The organism is Pseudomonas sp. CAM1A (assembly GCF_047501685.1).
Lineage (GTDB): Bacteria > Pseudomonadota > Gammaproteobacteria > Pseudomonadales > Pseudomonadaceae > Aquipseudomonas.
Map to the genome: position 1 here is coordinate 41654 of NZ_JBFNXP010000002.1, position 15535 is coordinate 57188.

A 15535-nucleotide genomic window follows, 5' to 3' on the forward strand; every position below is an offset into this window, starting at 1 on the left:
CTGTCTGGCCATCAGGCCTGGACAGGAATGGATGCATGAACCAGCGGGTGACAGTGATCGGCGGCGGGGTGGTCGGCCTGGCGACGGCTTATGCGCTGGTGCGCGACGGCTGGCAGGTCGATCTGGTCGAGGCCCGCGACAGCCTGGCCAGTGCCACCAGTTTCGCCAATGGCGGGCAGCTTTCGTACCGCTACGTCGCGCCTCTGGCCGATGCCGGGGTGCCGTGGCAAGCGTTGGGTTGGTTGTTGCAAGGTGATTCGCCGTTGCGCCTGCGGTTGCGCCTGGACCCTGCGCAGTGGCGTTGGCTGGCGGCGTTCGTCATGGCCTGCCGTGGCGCTGTCAATCGCCGTAATGCCGCTCGGCTGCTGAGCCTGGCGCTGGAAAGCCAGGCGGCACTGCAGCGCTGGCGCGAGCGCGACGGCCTCGATGATTTCGCCTGGCGGCGCAACGGCAAGCTGGTTGCATTCCGTACGCCACGTGCATTCGAGCACGGGCGCCGACATCTGCTCGAGCCCGACAGCCAACGTATACTGGATGCCGTTGAGCTGCACGGACTCGACCCGGCGCTGGCCGATACCCTCTTCGTTGGCGGTGTGTACACCCCGGACGAAGAAGTCGCCGATTGCCACCGTTTCTGCTTGCGCCTGGCCGAGCGTCTGGAGGCGTCTGGGCAATGTCGGGTGCTGTTGGGCCGCCCGGTGACACGGCTCGTGGCGCGCGATGATCGTGTGCTGGCGCTTGAAGTTGGCAGCGAGCATCTGGAGGTGCAGCGGCTGGTGCTCTGCGCCGGGCACCGTAGCGCCGGCCTTGGCTTGCCAGGCTTGAAGTTGCCGGTCTACCCCTTGAAGGGCTATAGCCTGACCGCTCCGATTGGCGCGGGGCAGCGGGCGCCCGAGGTGAGTATCACCGACTACGAGCGCAAGATTGTCTATGCCCGATTGGACGATCAACTGAGGGTGGCGGCGATGGTGGACATCGTCGGTTATGACGAGGCGGTGGACGCCGGCAGGCTCGCGAGCATGCGCCGGCTGGCGCGCGCGACCCTGCCGGAGGCCGCTGATTACGGGCAGGCGGTGGAGTGGGCGGGGATGCGGCCGGCGACCCCGACCGGGGTGCCGATCATCGAGGCCACGCGGTATCGCAACCTGTGGCTGAACCTGGGGCATGGTGCGTTGGGGTTCACCCTGGCGTGTGGCAGTGGCGAGCGGCTGGCGAGGCTGTTGAGTTGACCTTGTTGGCCTCATCGCGGGGCAAGTCGGGTCGCCGCATCGCCGCTCCCACGGATTGCTTTCGACGCTAGGGGAGTGGGCTTGCTACTGGTGGATCAGCGCCCGAAGCGCATCGGCCAGCCCACCACCTTCTTCGCCCGTGGCGTGGCGTAGGTGCGCACCTTGGAGGTGCTCAACCCCATTCGCACCAGGGATTCAGCGATGGTCACCGCCGCGCTCACGCCGTCCACCACCGGCACCCCGGTGCGCTGGCGGATCTGCTCATCGAGCCCGGCCATGCCGCCACAGCCCAGGCAGATCACCTCGGCCTTGTCCTCGCGCACGGCGCGCTCGGCCTGCTCGACGATGGCCTCCACCGCGCGCCGTGGGTCGGCCTCCAGCTCCAGTACCGCCAGGCCGCTGGCGCGCACCGAGGCGCAGCGCTCGTACAGCCCGGACAGCTTCAGGCGGTCCTCGATCAGCGGCACGGTGCGGTCCAGCGTGGTCACCACCGAGTAGGCGTGGCCCAGGTACATGGCCGTGCTGGCGGCGGCATCAGTGATGTCCACCACCGGCACGTTCAGTAGCTCCTGCAGGCCTTCGCGGCCATGCTCGCCGTAGCCGGCCTGGATCACGGCATCGAAGGGCTGGTCATAGGCCAGCACCCGGTCCATCACCGCGATGGCGGCCAGGTAGCTTTCGAAATTGCCCTCCACCGACTCGGCGCCGAACCACGGGGTCAGGCCGACGATCTCGGTACTGGGCGCGGCCACGCTGCGCGCTTGTTCGGCAATGGCCTCGGTGATGGCCTCGGTGGTGTTGACGTTGGCGATCAGAATACGCATGACGGATCTCCCTGAATTCAGTGGCTGCTGTGGTCGACGGCGATGCATTCACCGCTGACGTCGTGGTACTGGACATGGCGCGGCGCGATCAGCAGGTACACGGCGGCGGCGATGCCGGCACCGATCAGCCAGGAGAACGGCGCGACACTGTGGAAGTTGGGCACCAAGGCCAGGACGATGGCCAGCAGCGCGGCGGGGATGAATGCCGCCACGGCGCGCAGGTTGATGCCCTTGGTGTAGTGGTAGGCGCCGGCGGGGTTCTCGCTGTACAGCTCGGGCACATTGATGCAGCCCCTGCGCAGCAGCCAGTAGTCAGCCATGATCACCCCGTACAGCGGGCCGAGCAGGGCGCCGAGGCCGGAGAGGAAGTACACGATCACCAGCGGGCTGTTGTACAGGTTCCACGGCAGGATCAGCACCGCCAGGGTGGCGCTGATCAGCCCGGCGCGGCGGAAGTTCAGGTGGCGCGGCGCCAGGTTGCTGAGCACGAAGGCCGGGGCGACGAAGTTGGCCATGATGTTCACCGCCACGGTGACGATCAGGAAGGCCAGGCAACCCAGCACCAGGAACGCGGTGTTGGGAATGCTGGCGACGATCTGCGTCGGGCTGTCGATGATCTGGCCGTTGATCTGGAACTGCGCGCCGCACAGCACCACGGTGATCGCCGCGAACACCAGGATATTCACTGGCAGGCCCCAGAAGTTGCCGACACGGATGGTCTTGCGGCACGGCGAGCTGCGGGCGAAGTCGCAGAAGTTGAGCACCAGGGTGCCGTAGATCGCCAGCCACAGCGCGCCGCCGGCGAAGATGTTGCGCCACATCTCGTAGCCGCTCAGGGGCTCGGCCACCGACCAGGCGATGCGTGCATCGGCCTTGAAGTACATGAACACGGCGAGGCTGGCCACGGTGAGCAGGATCACCGGGCCGGCGAAGGCCTCATAGCGGCGCACCATCTCCATGCCGTAGGCGAGGATCACCAGCTGCACCAGCCAGATCGCCACGAAGCACATCCAGCCCAGGCTCGACAGGCCGAGGATGCTGTCATGGTCATAGGCCGCCACCTGCGGCCACACCGCGGTCAGCAGCACCCGCAGCACCACCGAGGCCAGGTAGGTCTGGATGCCGAACCAGGCGATGGCGATCACCGCGCGGATCAACGCCGGGATCTGCGCGCCATGGATACCGAAGGCGATGCGGCTGATCACCGGGAAGGGTACGCCGGTCTTCTGCCCCATGTAGCCGGACAGGTTCATGAAGAAGTACACCAGCGCCGCGCCGATCGCCAGCGACAGCAGGATCTGCCAGCCGCCCAGGCCCAGGGCGAACAGCCCCATGGCGAACGAGTAGTTGGCGATGTTGTGCACATCGTTGGTCCACAGCGCAAAGATGCTGTAGCCGCCCCAGCGGCGGCCTTCGAGTTTGGTCGGGGCGAGGTCGCGGTTATGCAGGCGTGGGCTCAGTTCGAGCTCGGCAGGATGGCCTTCGAGGGTGGTGGTCGAGGGGTGGGTGCTGGCAACGGAAAGTTCAGGGGCAAGGGGGAGGCTGCTACTCATTCCGGCGGCTCCTGATGCGCGTGACTGCGATGAGCGGGCGCTGGCGCACGGGCTCGCCATCTCGTCGGTGCAGGCGTTGGCATCACTGGGTTCTGGGCGCAACGGTCACCGGTGGGGCGACGCTGCGGGTTCTTGTGTATTTATGTTCTGTTGAATTTGTATACAAAACACGAACACACAAAAGCCAGTTCCATGCCAGTGATCAACTCACTTTCAGGTTGCTACTATTTTGAATTTATCTATTTGAAAGATAAGTTAATGAAATAAAGGAAATACAAATTGACCAAATGAACAGGTTATATTTTTTGCTTGGTCTTTTAGTTGATCGATTGGTCAGATTTAGTTGGTTGAAGTGTGTAACTTAATGGGGCGTTACCTGTGGAAAGTGCACACAAAAATGGCACCTATGGTGACATTTTTGTGTACATGTTTTGCTCAGGGCCCTTGGCCCTATTGCTGGCTATCCTGTCGCGAGGGGGCGGGCTTGCCCCGCGATAGGGTCTGCAACTGCAAAACCTCCCTCACGCCATGGGCGGCAACCGCCGCTTCACCGGCGTCTTCTTGATGATCGCCGTATTGGTCTCGGCCAGCACGTTGAGGCGGTCGAGCAGTGTGTCCAGCTGCTCCATCGAGCGCACATGCAGGCGGGCGATGAAGCAGTCCTCGCCGGTGACCTTGTCGCACTCGGTGAACTCGGGGATGGCGACGATCTGCCGTTCCACCTCCTGCAACTGCCCCGGCAGCGGGCGGATGCGCACGATGGCCTGCAGCTGGTAGCCGAAACAGCGCGGGTCCACCTCTACCGTGTAGCCGCGCAGCACGCCGCGCTCCTCCAGGCGGCGCAGGCGCTCGCTGACGCTGGGCGCCGACAGGCCGCTGATCTGCGCCAGGGCCTTGAGCGAGCGGCGCGAGTCCTCCATCAGGGCGTTTATCAGCAACTGGTCGATGGCATCGGTCATGGCTACCTCATTAGGTAATTTGCAAAATTTGCCTTGATAGTAAAGGTGCATGCAGCGATGTGCCTTGGTTATCCGCTGGAAGGCTGCCCTCTACCCTCCGCATACTGTGGCCATCGTCGACAGGAGGTGTGAGATGGACAATTCGTTGCGCCGTGGTTCGCTGGAAATGATCGCCGCCATGCTGATTTCCGGGACCATCGGCTGGTTCGTGCTGGTGTCCGGGCAACCGGTGCTGGAAGTAGTGTTCTGGCGCTGCGTGTTCGGTGCCGGCACCTTGCTGTTGATCTGCGCGGCCATGGGCTTCCTCAAACCGGGCGTGCTGACCCGTGCCACTTTCCTGCTGGCGGTGGTCAGCGGGGTGGCGATCGTCGGCAACTGGGTACTGCTGTTCGCCTCTTACTCGCGGGCATCGATCGCCATCGGCACCGCGGTGTACAACGTCCAGCCGTTCATGCTGGTGGGGCTGGCGGCACTGTTCCTGGGCGAGAAGATCACCGTGGCCAAGCTGACCTGGCTGAGCGTGGCGTTCCTCGGCATGCTGGCCATCGTCAGCGCTCATGGCGCGGGGCAGGCCAGTGGTGGCGAGTACCTGCAGGGCATCGCCCTGGCGCTGGGCGCAGCGTTTCTGTATGCCGTGGCGGCGCTGATCATCAAGCGCCTGACTGGCACGCCGCCGCACCTGATCGCGTTGATCCAGGTGAGCACCGGCGTCTTGCTGCTGGCACCCTGGGTGAAGCTGGGCGGGCTGCCGGGTGAACTGCCGGCGCTTGGCAGCCTGGTCACCCTGGGCATCGTGCACACGGGGTTGATGTATGTGTTGCTGTACAGCGCCATCCAGCGCCTGCCCACGGCGTTGACCGGAGCGTTGTCGTTCATCTACCCGATCGCTGCGATCCTGGTCGACTGGGTGGCCTTCGACCATCGCCTGGCTGCGTTGCAGTGGTTGGGGGTGGGGCTGATTCTGCTCGCTGCTGCCGGCATGCAGCAGGGGTGGTGGTTCCGGCCTGCCAGCGCGCGTGGCGTGGCCCGGCCGGAGTGACGCGACTGCTCAGTTCAACCAGCTCAACGCCGGCCCCTGCGGCACGATCCGGGTCGGGTTGATGTGGTTGTGCGAGTAGTAGTAATGCAGCTTGATATGCGCCATGTCGATGGTGCGGTAGATCGCCGGGATCTGCGTCAGGCGCACCAGGTACTGGTACAGCGCCGGGTACTCGGCCAGGGTCTTGTGGTTGGCCTTGAAGTGCACGTAGTACACCGCCTCGTAGCGGATCAGCGTGGGCAGCAGGAACAGGTCCGACAGGCTCAGCTTGCCGCCCACCAGGTACGGCTGCTTGCGCAGCCGGTGCTCGAGGGTGTCCATGGCCCCGAAGAACTGCTTGAAGGCCTCGTCGTAGCTCGCCTGGTCCGGGGCGAAGCCCATGTGGTAGACCATGCGGTTGATGTTGGTGTGCAACCACTGGTTGAGCTCGACGATGTCGCAGCTGGAGCGGTCGGGCACCAGGTCGATCGGGGTCTTGGCCAGGGGCAGCAGGCGGGTGGCCATCTGCAGCGCCAGCTCGGCCGAATCGTTGTGCACGATGCGGTTCTGCTGGCGGTCCCAGAGCACCGGCACCGACTGGTTGCCGGCAAAGCCCGGGCGCGAACGCTCGTACAGGCTCGACAGCAGGGTCACGTCCTTGTGCAGCGGGTCTTGGTCGTGCTCGTCGAACTCCCAGCCCTGGTCGTGGCGGCGCGCCGCCACCGAGGTCACGTCCAGCGCGTCTTCCAGGCCCAGCAGGCTCTGCACCAGGTGCACCCGGTGCGAGAACGGGCAGGCATGGGAGATGTACAGGTGGTAGCGGTTGGGCTCGGCCACCAGTTCGCTGAGGAACAGCTCCTGCACCGACGGGTTGTCTTGGCTGCGGGTCATCTTACCTCCCTACGGCGGTGGCCAGGCTTGGGCATGGGCGCTCGCCGAGGGCGGCGATGCTGTGCTGGATCTTCTGGTTGGCGGCGGCCAGGCCCGCGGCCAGGCTTTCTTCGCCCATGCCCAGGCCTTCGGCGTAGATGAACTCGACGCTGTTCAGGCCGACGAAGCCCAGGGTCTGCGACAGCCAGCCGGCCAGGGTGTCGGTGCCTTGGCTGTAGACGCCGCCGCTGGCATTGAGCACGTGCACCGGCTTGTCGTCGAGCAGGCCGACCGGGGCGCCGTCGACGTAGGTGAAGGTGACGCCGCCACGCACGATGTAGTCGACCCAGGTGTGCAGGATCGACGGTGCGCCGAAGTTGTAGCGCGGCAGGCCGATGACCACGCGGTCGGCTTCCTGGATTTCTTCGATCAGTTCGTTGGACAGTTTCAGCGCCGCGGCCGCCTCGATGCTGCTGGCGTCACCGCCGAACAGGGCGTCCATGGTCACCGCATTGAGGTGCGGGATGGGCTGGGCGTGCAGGTCGCGCACCGCCACCGAAGCTTCGGGGTTGACCTCTTTGAGCTGCTTGAGGAAGTTGTCCACCAGTTGGCCGGAGAAGCCGCCATCGGACTTGATCGAGGAGCGGATGACCAGGACCTTGTGATTCATTGTGCGAATCCTTTCTGTGATGTGTGTGATAGCCAGTCTTGAGCAATCGGGCGGGAGTGAAAAGCGCAGATAATCAGGGTATTACCCTTAAGGTTGTCATGTATCGCCAGGGGCTCTGTGCTGAAACGATCGCGGGGCAAGCCCGCTCCCACACATCGCGTGGGAGCGGGCTTGCCCCGCGATGAACGGGATACGTGATTACGCCTTCACCACTCCCGCTTGAGCCTGAACTTGCTCAGCTGCGCACTGGCGATGCGGGTCTGGCTGCCGTCGGCATTGACCCGCCAGGCCTCGGCCTGGGTGAACATCAGGTTGCGCCCGTCGCGGATCACCTTGGCGTGGAACAGCACCTCGGTGTCGCGCGGGGTGGCCGACAGCAGCAGGGTGTTGAAGCTGTTGGTCAGGGCGTATTCGTCAGGCCCCAGCAAGGGCAGGGTGGCGAGCATGCTGGTGACGTCGAGCATCGAGTAGATCACCCCGCCGTGCAGGGTCTGGCTGAGGTTGTCGATGTCGGCGTTGACGGTCAGCCGGCAGGTGCACTGGCCGGGGGACTGTTCCAGCATCTCCAGCCCGCAGTAGCGCTGGTAGGCGTGTTCGAGCAGCGCGCGCGAGTGCGCGGCGGCGTGGTCGCTGATGGTGCTCATGGTGTGATCCTTCACAGGTGCCGGGCAATGATTTCCAGCATGATTTCGTGGGTACCGCCGCCGATGGCCAGCAGGCGGGCGTCGCGGTGGATGCGTTCGACCAGCGAGGGCTCGACGCAGCCGTGGGCGCCATGCAGTTGCACGGCGTCACGAGCCAAGGTTTCCAACGTCTGCACGGCGCTGTTCTTGGCGATGGCGACCTGGTGCGCGTCCAGGGTGCCTTCGGCCTGGCGGGCCACGCAGGTGTCGACGAACTGGCGGCTGACCGTCAGCTGCGCGTAATGCTCGGCCAGGCGCTGGCGGATCACTGACTTGTCGAATAGTGCCTTGCCGCCGACCTGGCGGGTCTTGCACCAGTCGATGGCGGCCTGCAGCGCCATGTCGGCACTGGTGATGGCCATCACCGCCAGGTTCAAGCGCTCCTGCTGCAGGCTGGCCTGCAACAGGCGGCCGACGCCGCCTTTCTCGGTCAGGCGGATGGCCGGCACGTTCTCCAGCTCCAGGTCGGCCAGCGGCAGGCAGCGCCAGCCCAGGGCGCGACGCGGCGTATGGCGGATACCGGCGGCCGAACCCTCCACCAGGAACAGCGCCAGGCCGTCCTCGCAGTGGCCGACCATCAGCAACCAGTCGGCGCGGGTGGCGTTGCAGATGAACGCCTTGTGCCCGTTCAGCCGGTAGCCGTCGGCCTGGCGCGTGGCGCGGCACTCGAGGGCGCGCAGGTCGGAGCCGGCCTGGCGCTCGGTGATCGCCAGGGCGATGCTCTGGCGGCCGTCGAGCACCGCCGGCACCAGGTCGTGGGCGATCGGGTGGCCGGTGGCCTGCACCGCCTTGAGGCTGACGAAGTGCGAGCCCAGGCCCATGGTGATGCCCTGGGCGCCGCTGCGGGTCAGTTCCTCGATGAGCACGGCCACCGCCCGTGGGTCGTCGGGCAGCTGCCGATGGTCGTGGCCCAGGCCCAGCAGGCCGGCCGCGCCGGCCTCGCGGTTGAGCGCGGCGGGGTAGGCGCCGAGCTGTTCCCAGGCATCGATGTTCGGCGTGATCTGCGCCTGGACAAAGGCTTGCAGGCGCTGGCGGTATGCGTCGGTCATGACGGCCTCCTCAGAACACCGTGGTCAGGGCCAGGTCGTGGAAGCGCTCGACGATCGGCCGGATCCGCGAGGAGGTCATGGCGCTGTCCTCCTCGAAGTAGTACAGGTCGGTCATGTCGCGCATCACTTCCAGCATCACCCGCGAACGCTCGGCGGCGCGGATTTCGTAGCGCTGCAGGGCACTGTCGAGACGCTCGTCGCAGCAGCCGACCAGGGCCTGGGCGAGCATGAAGGCGTTCTCCAGGCCCAGGGTCAGGCCGTAGCCGAGGGTCGGCAGCATGGCGTGAATGCTGTCGCCGAGCATCACCACGCGGCCGTTCTGCCAGCAGCCGGCACCGGTCAGGGCCATCATCTTGTGGGTGAGGATCTGCTCGTGCTCGGTGGCCTCGATCATCCGCACCACGTCCTCCGGCAGGTCGGCGAACAGCCGCACCAGGCCGTCGCGGTCGTGCAGCGGCTGGTTGCGGTGCTGGTAGGCGGCGAACCAGTAGCGGTACGGGCGGTCGGCGGCCAGCGGGTAGGTGACCACCCGCGAGAACTCCGAGGCGAAGATCTGGCAACGGTCGGGCAGCAGCAGCGGCGAGTCGAACTCGACCATGCCGCGGCTCGCTACCAGCCCGGTGTCGTAGGGCGTAAGGCCCGGCTCCAGGCATTGGCGCACCGTGGAACCGACGCCGTCGCTGCCGATCACCAGGTCGAAGTCTTCCTGTTCGCCGTTGCTGAAGGTGACCCGTGCCTGTTCACCAACCTTCTCCACCTTTTCGCAGCCCATCTGGTAACGGATCTGCTCGGCACCCAGGCGTTCGCGCAGCAGGCCGAACAGCTCGGGGCGTGGGAACATCACCGCCGGCGCCGGGATCCCCAGGCCATCCGGACGCACCGGCTGGCTGTGGATCAGGCGACCGTCGCGGCCATGGGTGTCGAGGAACTCGATGGCCTTGCCGCGGCCGATGAAGCCGGTGTCGTTGAACAGAAAGCGCAGTACCTGCACGCCCTGGGGCCAGACATAGATGCCGGTGCCCGAGTCGCGCGGGCCATGGGCCCGCTCGTACACCGTGGCGTCAAGGCCGAAGCGCTTGAGAATCAGGGCGCAGGCCAGGCCATTGAGGCCGGCGCCGATGATCGCGATCTTCATGCGGCCACCTCGCTCAGGGTGTTCCAGCTCTGGCCGCTCATGCGGTAGCGGCGCTGCAGCAGGCACAGGCTGGTCAGCTCCATCAGCATCGGGTCGAGCAGGCCCTGCTCCTGGGCGCTGAGGGTTGGCAGTTGCTTGAGCAGGCTGCGTACCTTGGCCGCGTCGAAGAACGGCAGCGCGTCCAGGTCACGGCTGTGCAGGGTGTCCTGCACCAGCTGCCACAGGCGGCCTTGCTGCTGCAGGGTGGCCGGCGGCGCGCGGAAGTAGTGCTTCTTGCGCTCGTACAGGGCCTTGGGCAGGTAAGGGCGCATGGCTTCGCGGAACACGTACTTCTCGGTGGCGCCGCGCACCTTCATCCACACCGGCAGCTGGCAGGCCAGTTCGACCACGTGGTGGTCGAGCAGCGGCACGCGGCCTTCGATGCTGTTGGCCATCTCCATGCGGTCGCCCAGGGTGGTGAGGACGAAGTTCGGCAGGTACGACTTGGCCCACAGGTACATGGAGTTGTGCACCGGGTCGCGGTCGGCGAGCTTGCCGTGGTCGAGGCGGTCGAAGAACTGGCGGTACGGGTCGACGCCGGTGAAGTGGTCGCGGAAGTCGCCGCGGTACAGGCTCTCCAGGGCCTTGAACCAGCCGGCCTGGTTGTCCAGCCACGACACGCCGTGCTTGAGCTGGTCGACCATCCAGTGGATGTCGTGGGGCATGTGCGCGTTGGTGTAGCCCTGTTCGTTGGCCTGGATGCGCTGGCGCAGCAGGTCGATGACTTTCGGGTCTTGTTGTTCGTTGTTGTACAGCAGCATGTCGCGGCGGAAGTGCGGGTAGCCGGCGAACACTTCGTCGGCGCCTTCACCGGTCAGCACCACTTTCAGGCCGGCCTTGCGCACTTCCTTGCTGAGGATGTACTTGGCCACGCCGTGGGCGTTGAAGAACGGCGTCTCGTTGTGCCACACCGCCTGCTCGAAGTTGTCGGCCAGGTCGTCCTGGGTGATCTCGATGGTGTGGAAGCGCGCGCCGTTGTGCTCGGCGGCCATGCGCGCGAAACGGTTCTCGTCGTAGTCGTCCATGTCGGTGAACGACAGGTTGAAAGCATCCAGCGGCTCGCCCTTGAGGGCGGTGGCCATGCCCAGCATCGCCGAGGAGTCGATGCCGCCGCTCAGGTACACGCCCATCGGCACGTCGGCGCGCAGGCGCAGGCGCACGGCTTCCTCGATGGCGGCGCGCACCGATTCGATCATGCCGGCCTCGTCGCTAGGCGCCGGGGTGTCGCGGCGGGCGAATTCCATGTCCCAGTAGCGGCCGCTGTGCAGGCCGCCGTGGTCGACCATCACCCAGCAGCCCGGCTGCACGCTGCGCACGCCTTCGAACAGGGTGTGGTCGCGCAGGTAGAAGGCGCGGCTGGCATAGGCGTTCTCGTCCCAGGTCGGGTTGACGCCGGCGGCCAGCAGGGCCTTGATCTCGGAGGCGAAGTACCAGTTGCCTTCATGCTGGGTGTAGAACAGCGGCTTGATGCCCAGGCGGTCGCGCACCGCCAGCATCAGGCGGCGACGGCGGTCGAACAGGACCATGGCGAACTCGCCGCGCAGCTCCTTGAGCCCGGCCATGCCGGAGCGGCGGTACAGGTGCAGGGCAATCTCGCTGTCCGAGGCGGTCTTGAAGATCGCGCCTTCGGCCTGCAGCTCGGCGCGGATGCGCTCGTGGTCGTAGAACTCGCCGTTGACGATCACCGCCAGGTCGCCTTCGTCGGCGACGATCGGCTGCATGCCGTTGTCCAGGCCGATGATGCTCAGGCGGGTATGGCCCAGCACGGCGCGCTCGCCCGGGTCACGCCAGAGGCTGTGCTCGTCCGGGCCGCGGTGGTTGATGGCGGCCAGGGCGTCGAGGATCGACTGGTCGCTGATGCTGTTGCGTTTGGACTGGTAGACACCGATGAAACCACACATGGCAAAATCCTTTTCTCATAGGTCGGGCGTCGTCGGCGACGCCGGAACGGCGCGGGCTTCGTGGTCCGCGCACCCAGGGTTCATTGCGCCCAGTCGGGGCGGCTGCGTTCGAAGAAAGCGGCAAGACCGTGCTGGCCCTCGCTGGAGGTGCGCAGGCGGGCGATCAGCTGCAGGTTGCAACCCTGCTCGTCGAGCAAGTGGTCGCGGCCTGCCAGGCGCGCCAGCATCTGCTTGATCTCGCGACTGGCCTGGGGGCCGGTCTGCAGCAGGGTCGCCAGCCAGCGGTCGCGGGCCTGCTCCAGCTCGGCGGCGGGCACCAGGCGGTGGACCAGCTGCAGGCGCAGCGCGTCCTCGGTGCCGAACACCTCGGCCGAGAGCATGTAGCGCCGTGCCTGGCGCACGCCCATGGCGCGCACCACGTAGGGGCTGATCAACGCCGGGGCCAGGCCCAGGCGCGCCTCGCTGAAGCAGAAGCGCGCATCCTCCGCGGCCAGCACATGGTCGGCGCAGCACAGCAGGCCCAAAGCCCCGCCGAACACCGCTCCGCGGGCGAGCATCAGCACCGGCACCGGGAAGTCGTCCAGGCGCTGCAGGACGTTGGCCAGCAGGCTGGCGTCCTCCAGGTTGCGCGCATGGTCGAACTCGCGGCTGCGGCGCATCCACTCCAGGTCCGCCCCGGTGCACAGGTGCTCGCCGGCGCCGTCGAGCACCAGGGCGCGCAGCCCGGGGTGCTCGGCGAGGGCCTGCAACTGCTCGTGCAAGGCCCCGAGCAGGGCCTCGTCGAGGGCGTTGCCGGCATGCGGACGGTTCAGGGTCAGGCAGGCGACCGCAGGTTGCGGCCAGCTCAGCAGCACGTCGCTCATGGTCGTCAGCTCGCCATCTTCAGGGACAGGGCGGTGCTCTCGTACTGACGGCGATAGCCCTCGCAACCGCCGTAGCGGAACGCGCCGGCGGTGACGTACGGCGTGCTGTAGTCGGCCACGGCCGGGTGGTTGTCGCCGTAGAACCAGGCGCTGTACTGCTCATGGCCCAGGCGGGTGCGGCTGGCCAGCATGCGTGCATGCGCCTTGCGCCGCGAATGGGCCTGGTAGCCCGGCACCACGGTGGCGCTGAAGAACTCGCCGACGCTGCCCGAACCGTAGCTGAACAGGCCGATGTTGCGCCCGGTCAGGTCCTCGTCGCTGTTGTCCAGCAGCGACAGCAGGGCGATGTACAGCGAGGCGGTGTAGCAGTTGCCGATGGCCTTGCCGTACAGCTGGCTGGTGGCGTAGGCCTTTTCACCCAAGGCCTGGGCGGTGGCCGGCTCGAGCGCCTCGAACACCGAGAAGGCTTTCTTCGCCATCTTGGTGAACGGCTGGTGGAAGCACAGGAAGCTCATGTCTTCCAGGCCCAGGCCGCCGTCGGCGCGGTAGCTGTGCCAGGCGTTGCGCAGCGACTCCAGGTACACCTCGATCGACAGCTTGCCGTCGACCAGCGCGGTGCTGCGCATGTTCGGCCGCCAGAAGTCCGAGACGTCCAGGCTGTAGCGGCCCTGGTGCGGGTGCAGCTCCAGCAGACGCGGGTTCTCGGCCACGATCATGGCCACGGCGCCGGCGCCCTGGGTGCATTCGCCCTCGGAGTTCTGCTCGTAGCGGGCGATGTCGGTGGCGATTACCAGCACTTTCTCATGCGGACGTTGGGCGACCAGTGCGCGGGCCATCTGCAAGCCGGCGGTGGCGCCGTAGCAGGCCTGCTTGAACTCCACCACGCGGCAGTCGGCGCGCAGGCCGAGCAGGCTGTGGACGAACAGGCCGGCGGCCTTGGACTGGTCGATGCCGCTCTCGGTGGCGAGGATCACCGTGGCGATCGAGGCGCGGGTGGCGTCGTCGAGCAGCGGCAGCGCGGCGTTGGCCGCCAGGGTCACGATGTCTTCGTCCGGGGCCGGCACGGCCATGAACTCCTGGCCGATGCCGACCAGGTATTTCTGCGGGTCGATACCGTGCCGTTCGGCAAGTTCTTCCAGTGCGAAAAAGTGTTGCGGTACAGACAGCCCAATATCATCAATGCCGATTTTCATGTGTATGCCCAATTATTTTTCACTGTTGAAAAAATCCCAAAATACACAACCGGTCTTGTTGTTCCGGTGCCAGACCCTGCTGGCCATTTAATTATTGCGGCTGAAGCTTTTGCCAAAAAAAGCGAATAATTCCGATGGGATTGATGACGCCTGTTCATGGTTTTTTCTGGGTGGAAAGTTCGGCGTTTATTTATTGCGCGCAGGCGTGTGCCCCGTGATTCCACGCGGCGTGTGCAAAGGGGAGTGAGCGGATTGTCGAACAATAGGGCAATTAAAATTTTCAATTGTTTTAATATGAAAATTTTATGGTGGTGTTATCACCGGCTTGGCCTGTTGTTTCGGTTATATGTTTATGCCGTATCGCTTGTGCATATCTGCATGGTCGGGACTTCCTTGTCCGTTGTTCATCCATTAGTGCCAGGCACTGTGCGGGACGTTGTTGTCGCACGAAGCGGCCTGGGCGAATAGTGACAAAAAGTGCGCGCATCGCGGCACGGTCTTCATGTGTTGGCGGCAGCTGTGGTACAACGCCGCAGGACAAAGGATTCGTCGCCCGGTTTTCGGGCACACAAGGAGGTAGTGGTGTTTTCCAAGATCAGTCTCGATCAGTGGCGCGCGTTCGTCTGCACGGTCGAGTGCGGCGGTTTCCAGCAGGCCGGCGAGCACATGTACAAGTCGCAGTCGGCGATCAGCCACTCGGTCAACCGCATGGAAATGCTCCTGGGCCAGGAGCTGTTCATCATCGAAGGGCGCAAGGCCGTGCTCACCTCGCTGGGCAAGGCGCTGTTGCCCCAGGCCAAGCACCTGTTGGGCGCGGCGCAGAAGCTCGAGCACCTGGCCAACCAGTACCAGCCCGGGTTGTTCACCGAACAGGCGCTGGCGGTGGATGTGCTGTTCCCCATCGAGCTGCTGCAACAGGCATTGCAGGAGTTTGCCCTGGAGTACAAGGATCACCGTATCCGCCTGTACGAGACGGCGTTGTCCGGGGCTCGCGAGCTGCTCGAAGACGGCAAGGTCGAGCTGGGCATCGCCAGCAGCTTGCCTTCCGGCTACTTGCAGGAGTTCCTGCTCAATGTCTCGTTGATCTGTGTGGTGGGGGCCAGCCACCCGCTGAGCGAGGCGCAGGGCGAGTTGAGCCTGGACGACATGAAGAACCACCGGCAGGTGGTGATCCGCGATTCCGGCACGCGCAATTCGCAGAACAGTGGTTGGCTGGGGACCTCGCAGCGCTGGACGGTGAGCAGCCTGGCGGCGGCCGAGAGCTTCGTCGAGCGGGGGATGGGCTTTGCCTGGTTGCCGGAGCATCGGGTGCAGGCGGGGCTGGCGCAAGGGCGGCTGGTGCGGGTCAACCTGCAGCATCAGCGGGAGCGGGAGGTGCCGATGTACATGGGGTATCCCGAGGAGTATCGGCACAGTCCCGAGGTGCGGTTGCTGGCGCAGATACTGCGCGAGCGGTGTCGGGAGTATCGGCCGGTTGTTGCTTGATGGATCGTGGGTGCTGGTTTCGAGGGATGTAGGCGCATTCATTTGCGATGTCGACGCTTATTCA

General features: G+C 65.5%; 14 protein-coding genes. 3 read left to right on the forward strand and 11 right to left on the reverse strand.

Annotation, left to right across the window (positions count from 1 at the left end; all coding sequences use genetic code 11):
- Positions 1-35: 35 nt before the first annotated feature.
- On the forward strand, positions 36-1229 hold the full coding sequence (locus ABZO33_RS03880; protein WP_414534923.1) for a D-amino acid dehydrogenase: 1194 nt from the start codon (positions 36-38) through the stop codon (positions 1227-1229).
- A gap of 95 nt (positions 1230-1324) precedes the next feature.
- Here ABZO33_RS03880 and ABZO33_RS03885 read toward each other — a convergent pair whose 3' ends face one another.
- From ABZO33_RS03885 to ABZO33_RS03895, 3 genes are all read right to left on the reverse strand, one after another.
- A complete protein-coding gene (locus ABZO33_RS03885) occupies positions 1325-2053 on the reverse strand; it encodes an aspartate/glutamate racemase family protein (protein WP_414534924.1) in 729 nt (242 codons plus the stop codon).
- Positions 2054-2070: 17 nt separating this feature from the next.
- The gene (locus ABZO33_RS03890) at positions 2071-3606 is read right to left on the reverse strand and encodes an NCS1 family nucleobase:cation symporter-1 (protein WP_414534925.1); all 1536 of its coding nucleotides are present in this window, start codon (positions 3604-3606) and stop codon (positions 2071-2073) included.
- Positions 3607-4127: 521 nt separating this feature from the next.
- Positions 4128-4565, reverse strand: coding sequence for an Lrp/AsnC family transcriptional regulator (locus ABZO33_RS03895; protein ID WP_028692812.1), 438 nt, complete (start codon positions 4563-4565; stop codon positions 4128-4130).
- A gap of 133 nt (positions 4566-4698) precedes the next feature.
- Between ABZO33_RS03895 and ABZO33_RS03900 the strand changes: the two genes are divergently transcribed.
- Positions 4699-5604 carry a DMT family transporter gene (locus tag ABZO33_RS03900; RefSeq protein ID WP_414534926.1) on the forward strand — a complete coding sequence of 302 codons (906 nt, stop codon included), beginning with the start codon at positions 4699-4701 and terminating at the stop codon, positions 5602-5604.
- A 9-nt stretch (positions 5605-5613) separates the two neighbouring features.
- Here ABZO33_RS03900 and ABZO33_RS03905 read toward each other — a convergent pair whose 3' ends face one another.
- The 8 genes from ABZO33_RS03905 to ABZO33_RS03940 form a co-directional block, all read right to left on the reverse strand.
- The gene (locus ABZO33_RS03905; protein WP_414534927.1) at positions 5614-6474 is read right to left on the reverse strand and encodes a glutathione S-transferase C-terminal domain-containing protein; all 861 of its coding nucleotides are present in this window, start codon (positions 6472-6474) and stop codon (positions 5614-5616) included.
- 1 nt (position 6475) lies between these two features.
- Positions 6476-7123 carry an FMN-dependent NADH-azoreductase gene (locus ABZO33_RS03910; protein WP_414534928.1) on the reverse strand — a complete coding sequence of 216 codons (648 nt, stop codon included), beginning with the start codon at positions 7121-7123 and terminating at the stop codon, positions 6476-6478.
- A 206-nt stretch (positions 7124-7329) separates the two neighbouring features.
- A complete protein-coding gene (locus ABZO33_RS03915; RefSeq protein WP_046856512.1) occupies positions 7330-7767 on the reverse strand; it encodes a PaaI family thioesterase in 438 nt (145 codons plus the stop codon).
- Positions 7768-7778: 11 nt separating this feature from the next.
- Positions 7779-8855, reverse strand: a complete 1077-nt coding sequence (locus ABZO33_RS03920; protein ID WP_414534929.1) for an acyl-CoA dehydrogenase family protein — start codon at positions 8853-8855, stop codon at positions 7779-7781.
- Between the two features lie 10 nt (positions 8856-8865).
- The gene (locus tag ABZO33_RS03925; RefSeq protein ID WP_414534930.1) at positions 8866-9990 is read right to left on the reverse strand and encodes an FAD-dependent oxidoreductase; all 1125 of its coding nucleotides are present in this window, start codon (positions 9988-9990) and stop codon (positions 8866-8868) included.
- Positions 9987-11930, reverse strand: a complete 1944-nt coding sequence (asnB, locus tag ABZO33_RS03930; protein WP_094010623.1) for an asparagine synthase (glutamine-hydrolyzing) — start codon at positions 11928-11930, stop codon at positions 9987-9989. The genes ABZO33_RS03925 and asnB overlap by 4 nt, the downstream gene beginning before the upstream one ends.
- A gap of 80 nt (positions 11931-12010) precedes the next feature.
- Positions 12011-12793, reverse strand: a complete 783-nt coding sequence (locus ABZO33_RS03935; protein WP_046856508.1) for an enoyl-CoA hydratase-related protein — start codon at positions 12791-12793, stop codon at positions 12011-12013.
- A 5-nt stretch (positions 12794-12798) separates the two neighbouring features.
- Positions 12799-13986 carry a hydroxymethylglutaryl-CoA synthase gene (locus tag ABZO33_RS03940; protein ID WP_414534931.1) on the reverse strand — a complete coding sequence of 396 codons (1188 nt, stop codon included), beginning with the start codon at positions 13984-13986 and terminating at the stop codon, positions 12799-12801.
- 582 nt (positions 13987-14568) lie between these two features.
- On the opposite strand from ABZO33_RS03940, the gene ABZO33_RS03945 reads away from it, so the two are divergent.
- Complete coding sequence (locus tag ABZO33_RS03945) at positions 14569-15471, forward strand: LysR family transcriptional regulator (RefSeq protein WP_414534932.1); 903 nt, start codon at positions 14569-14571, stop codon at positions 15469-15471.
- Positions 15472-15535: the final 64 nt, after the last annotated feature.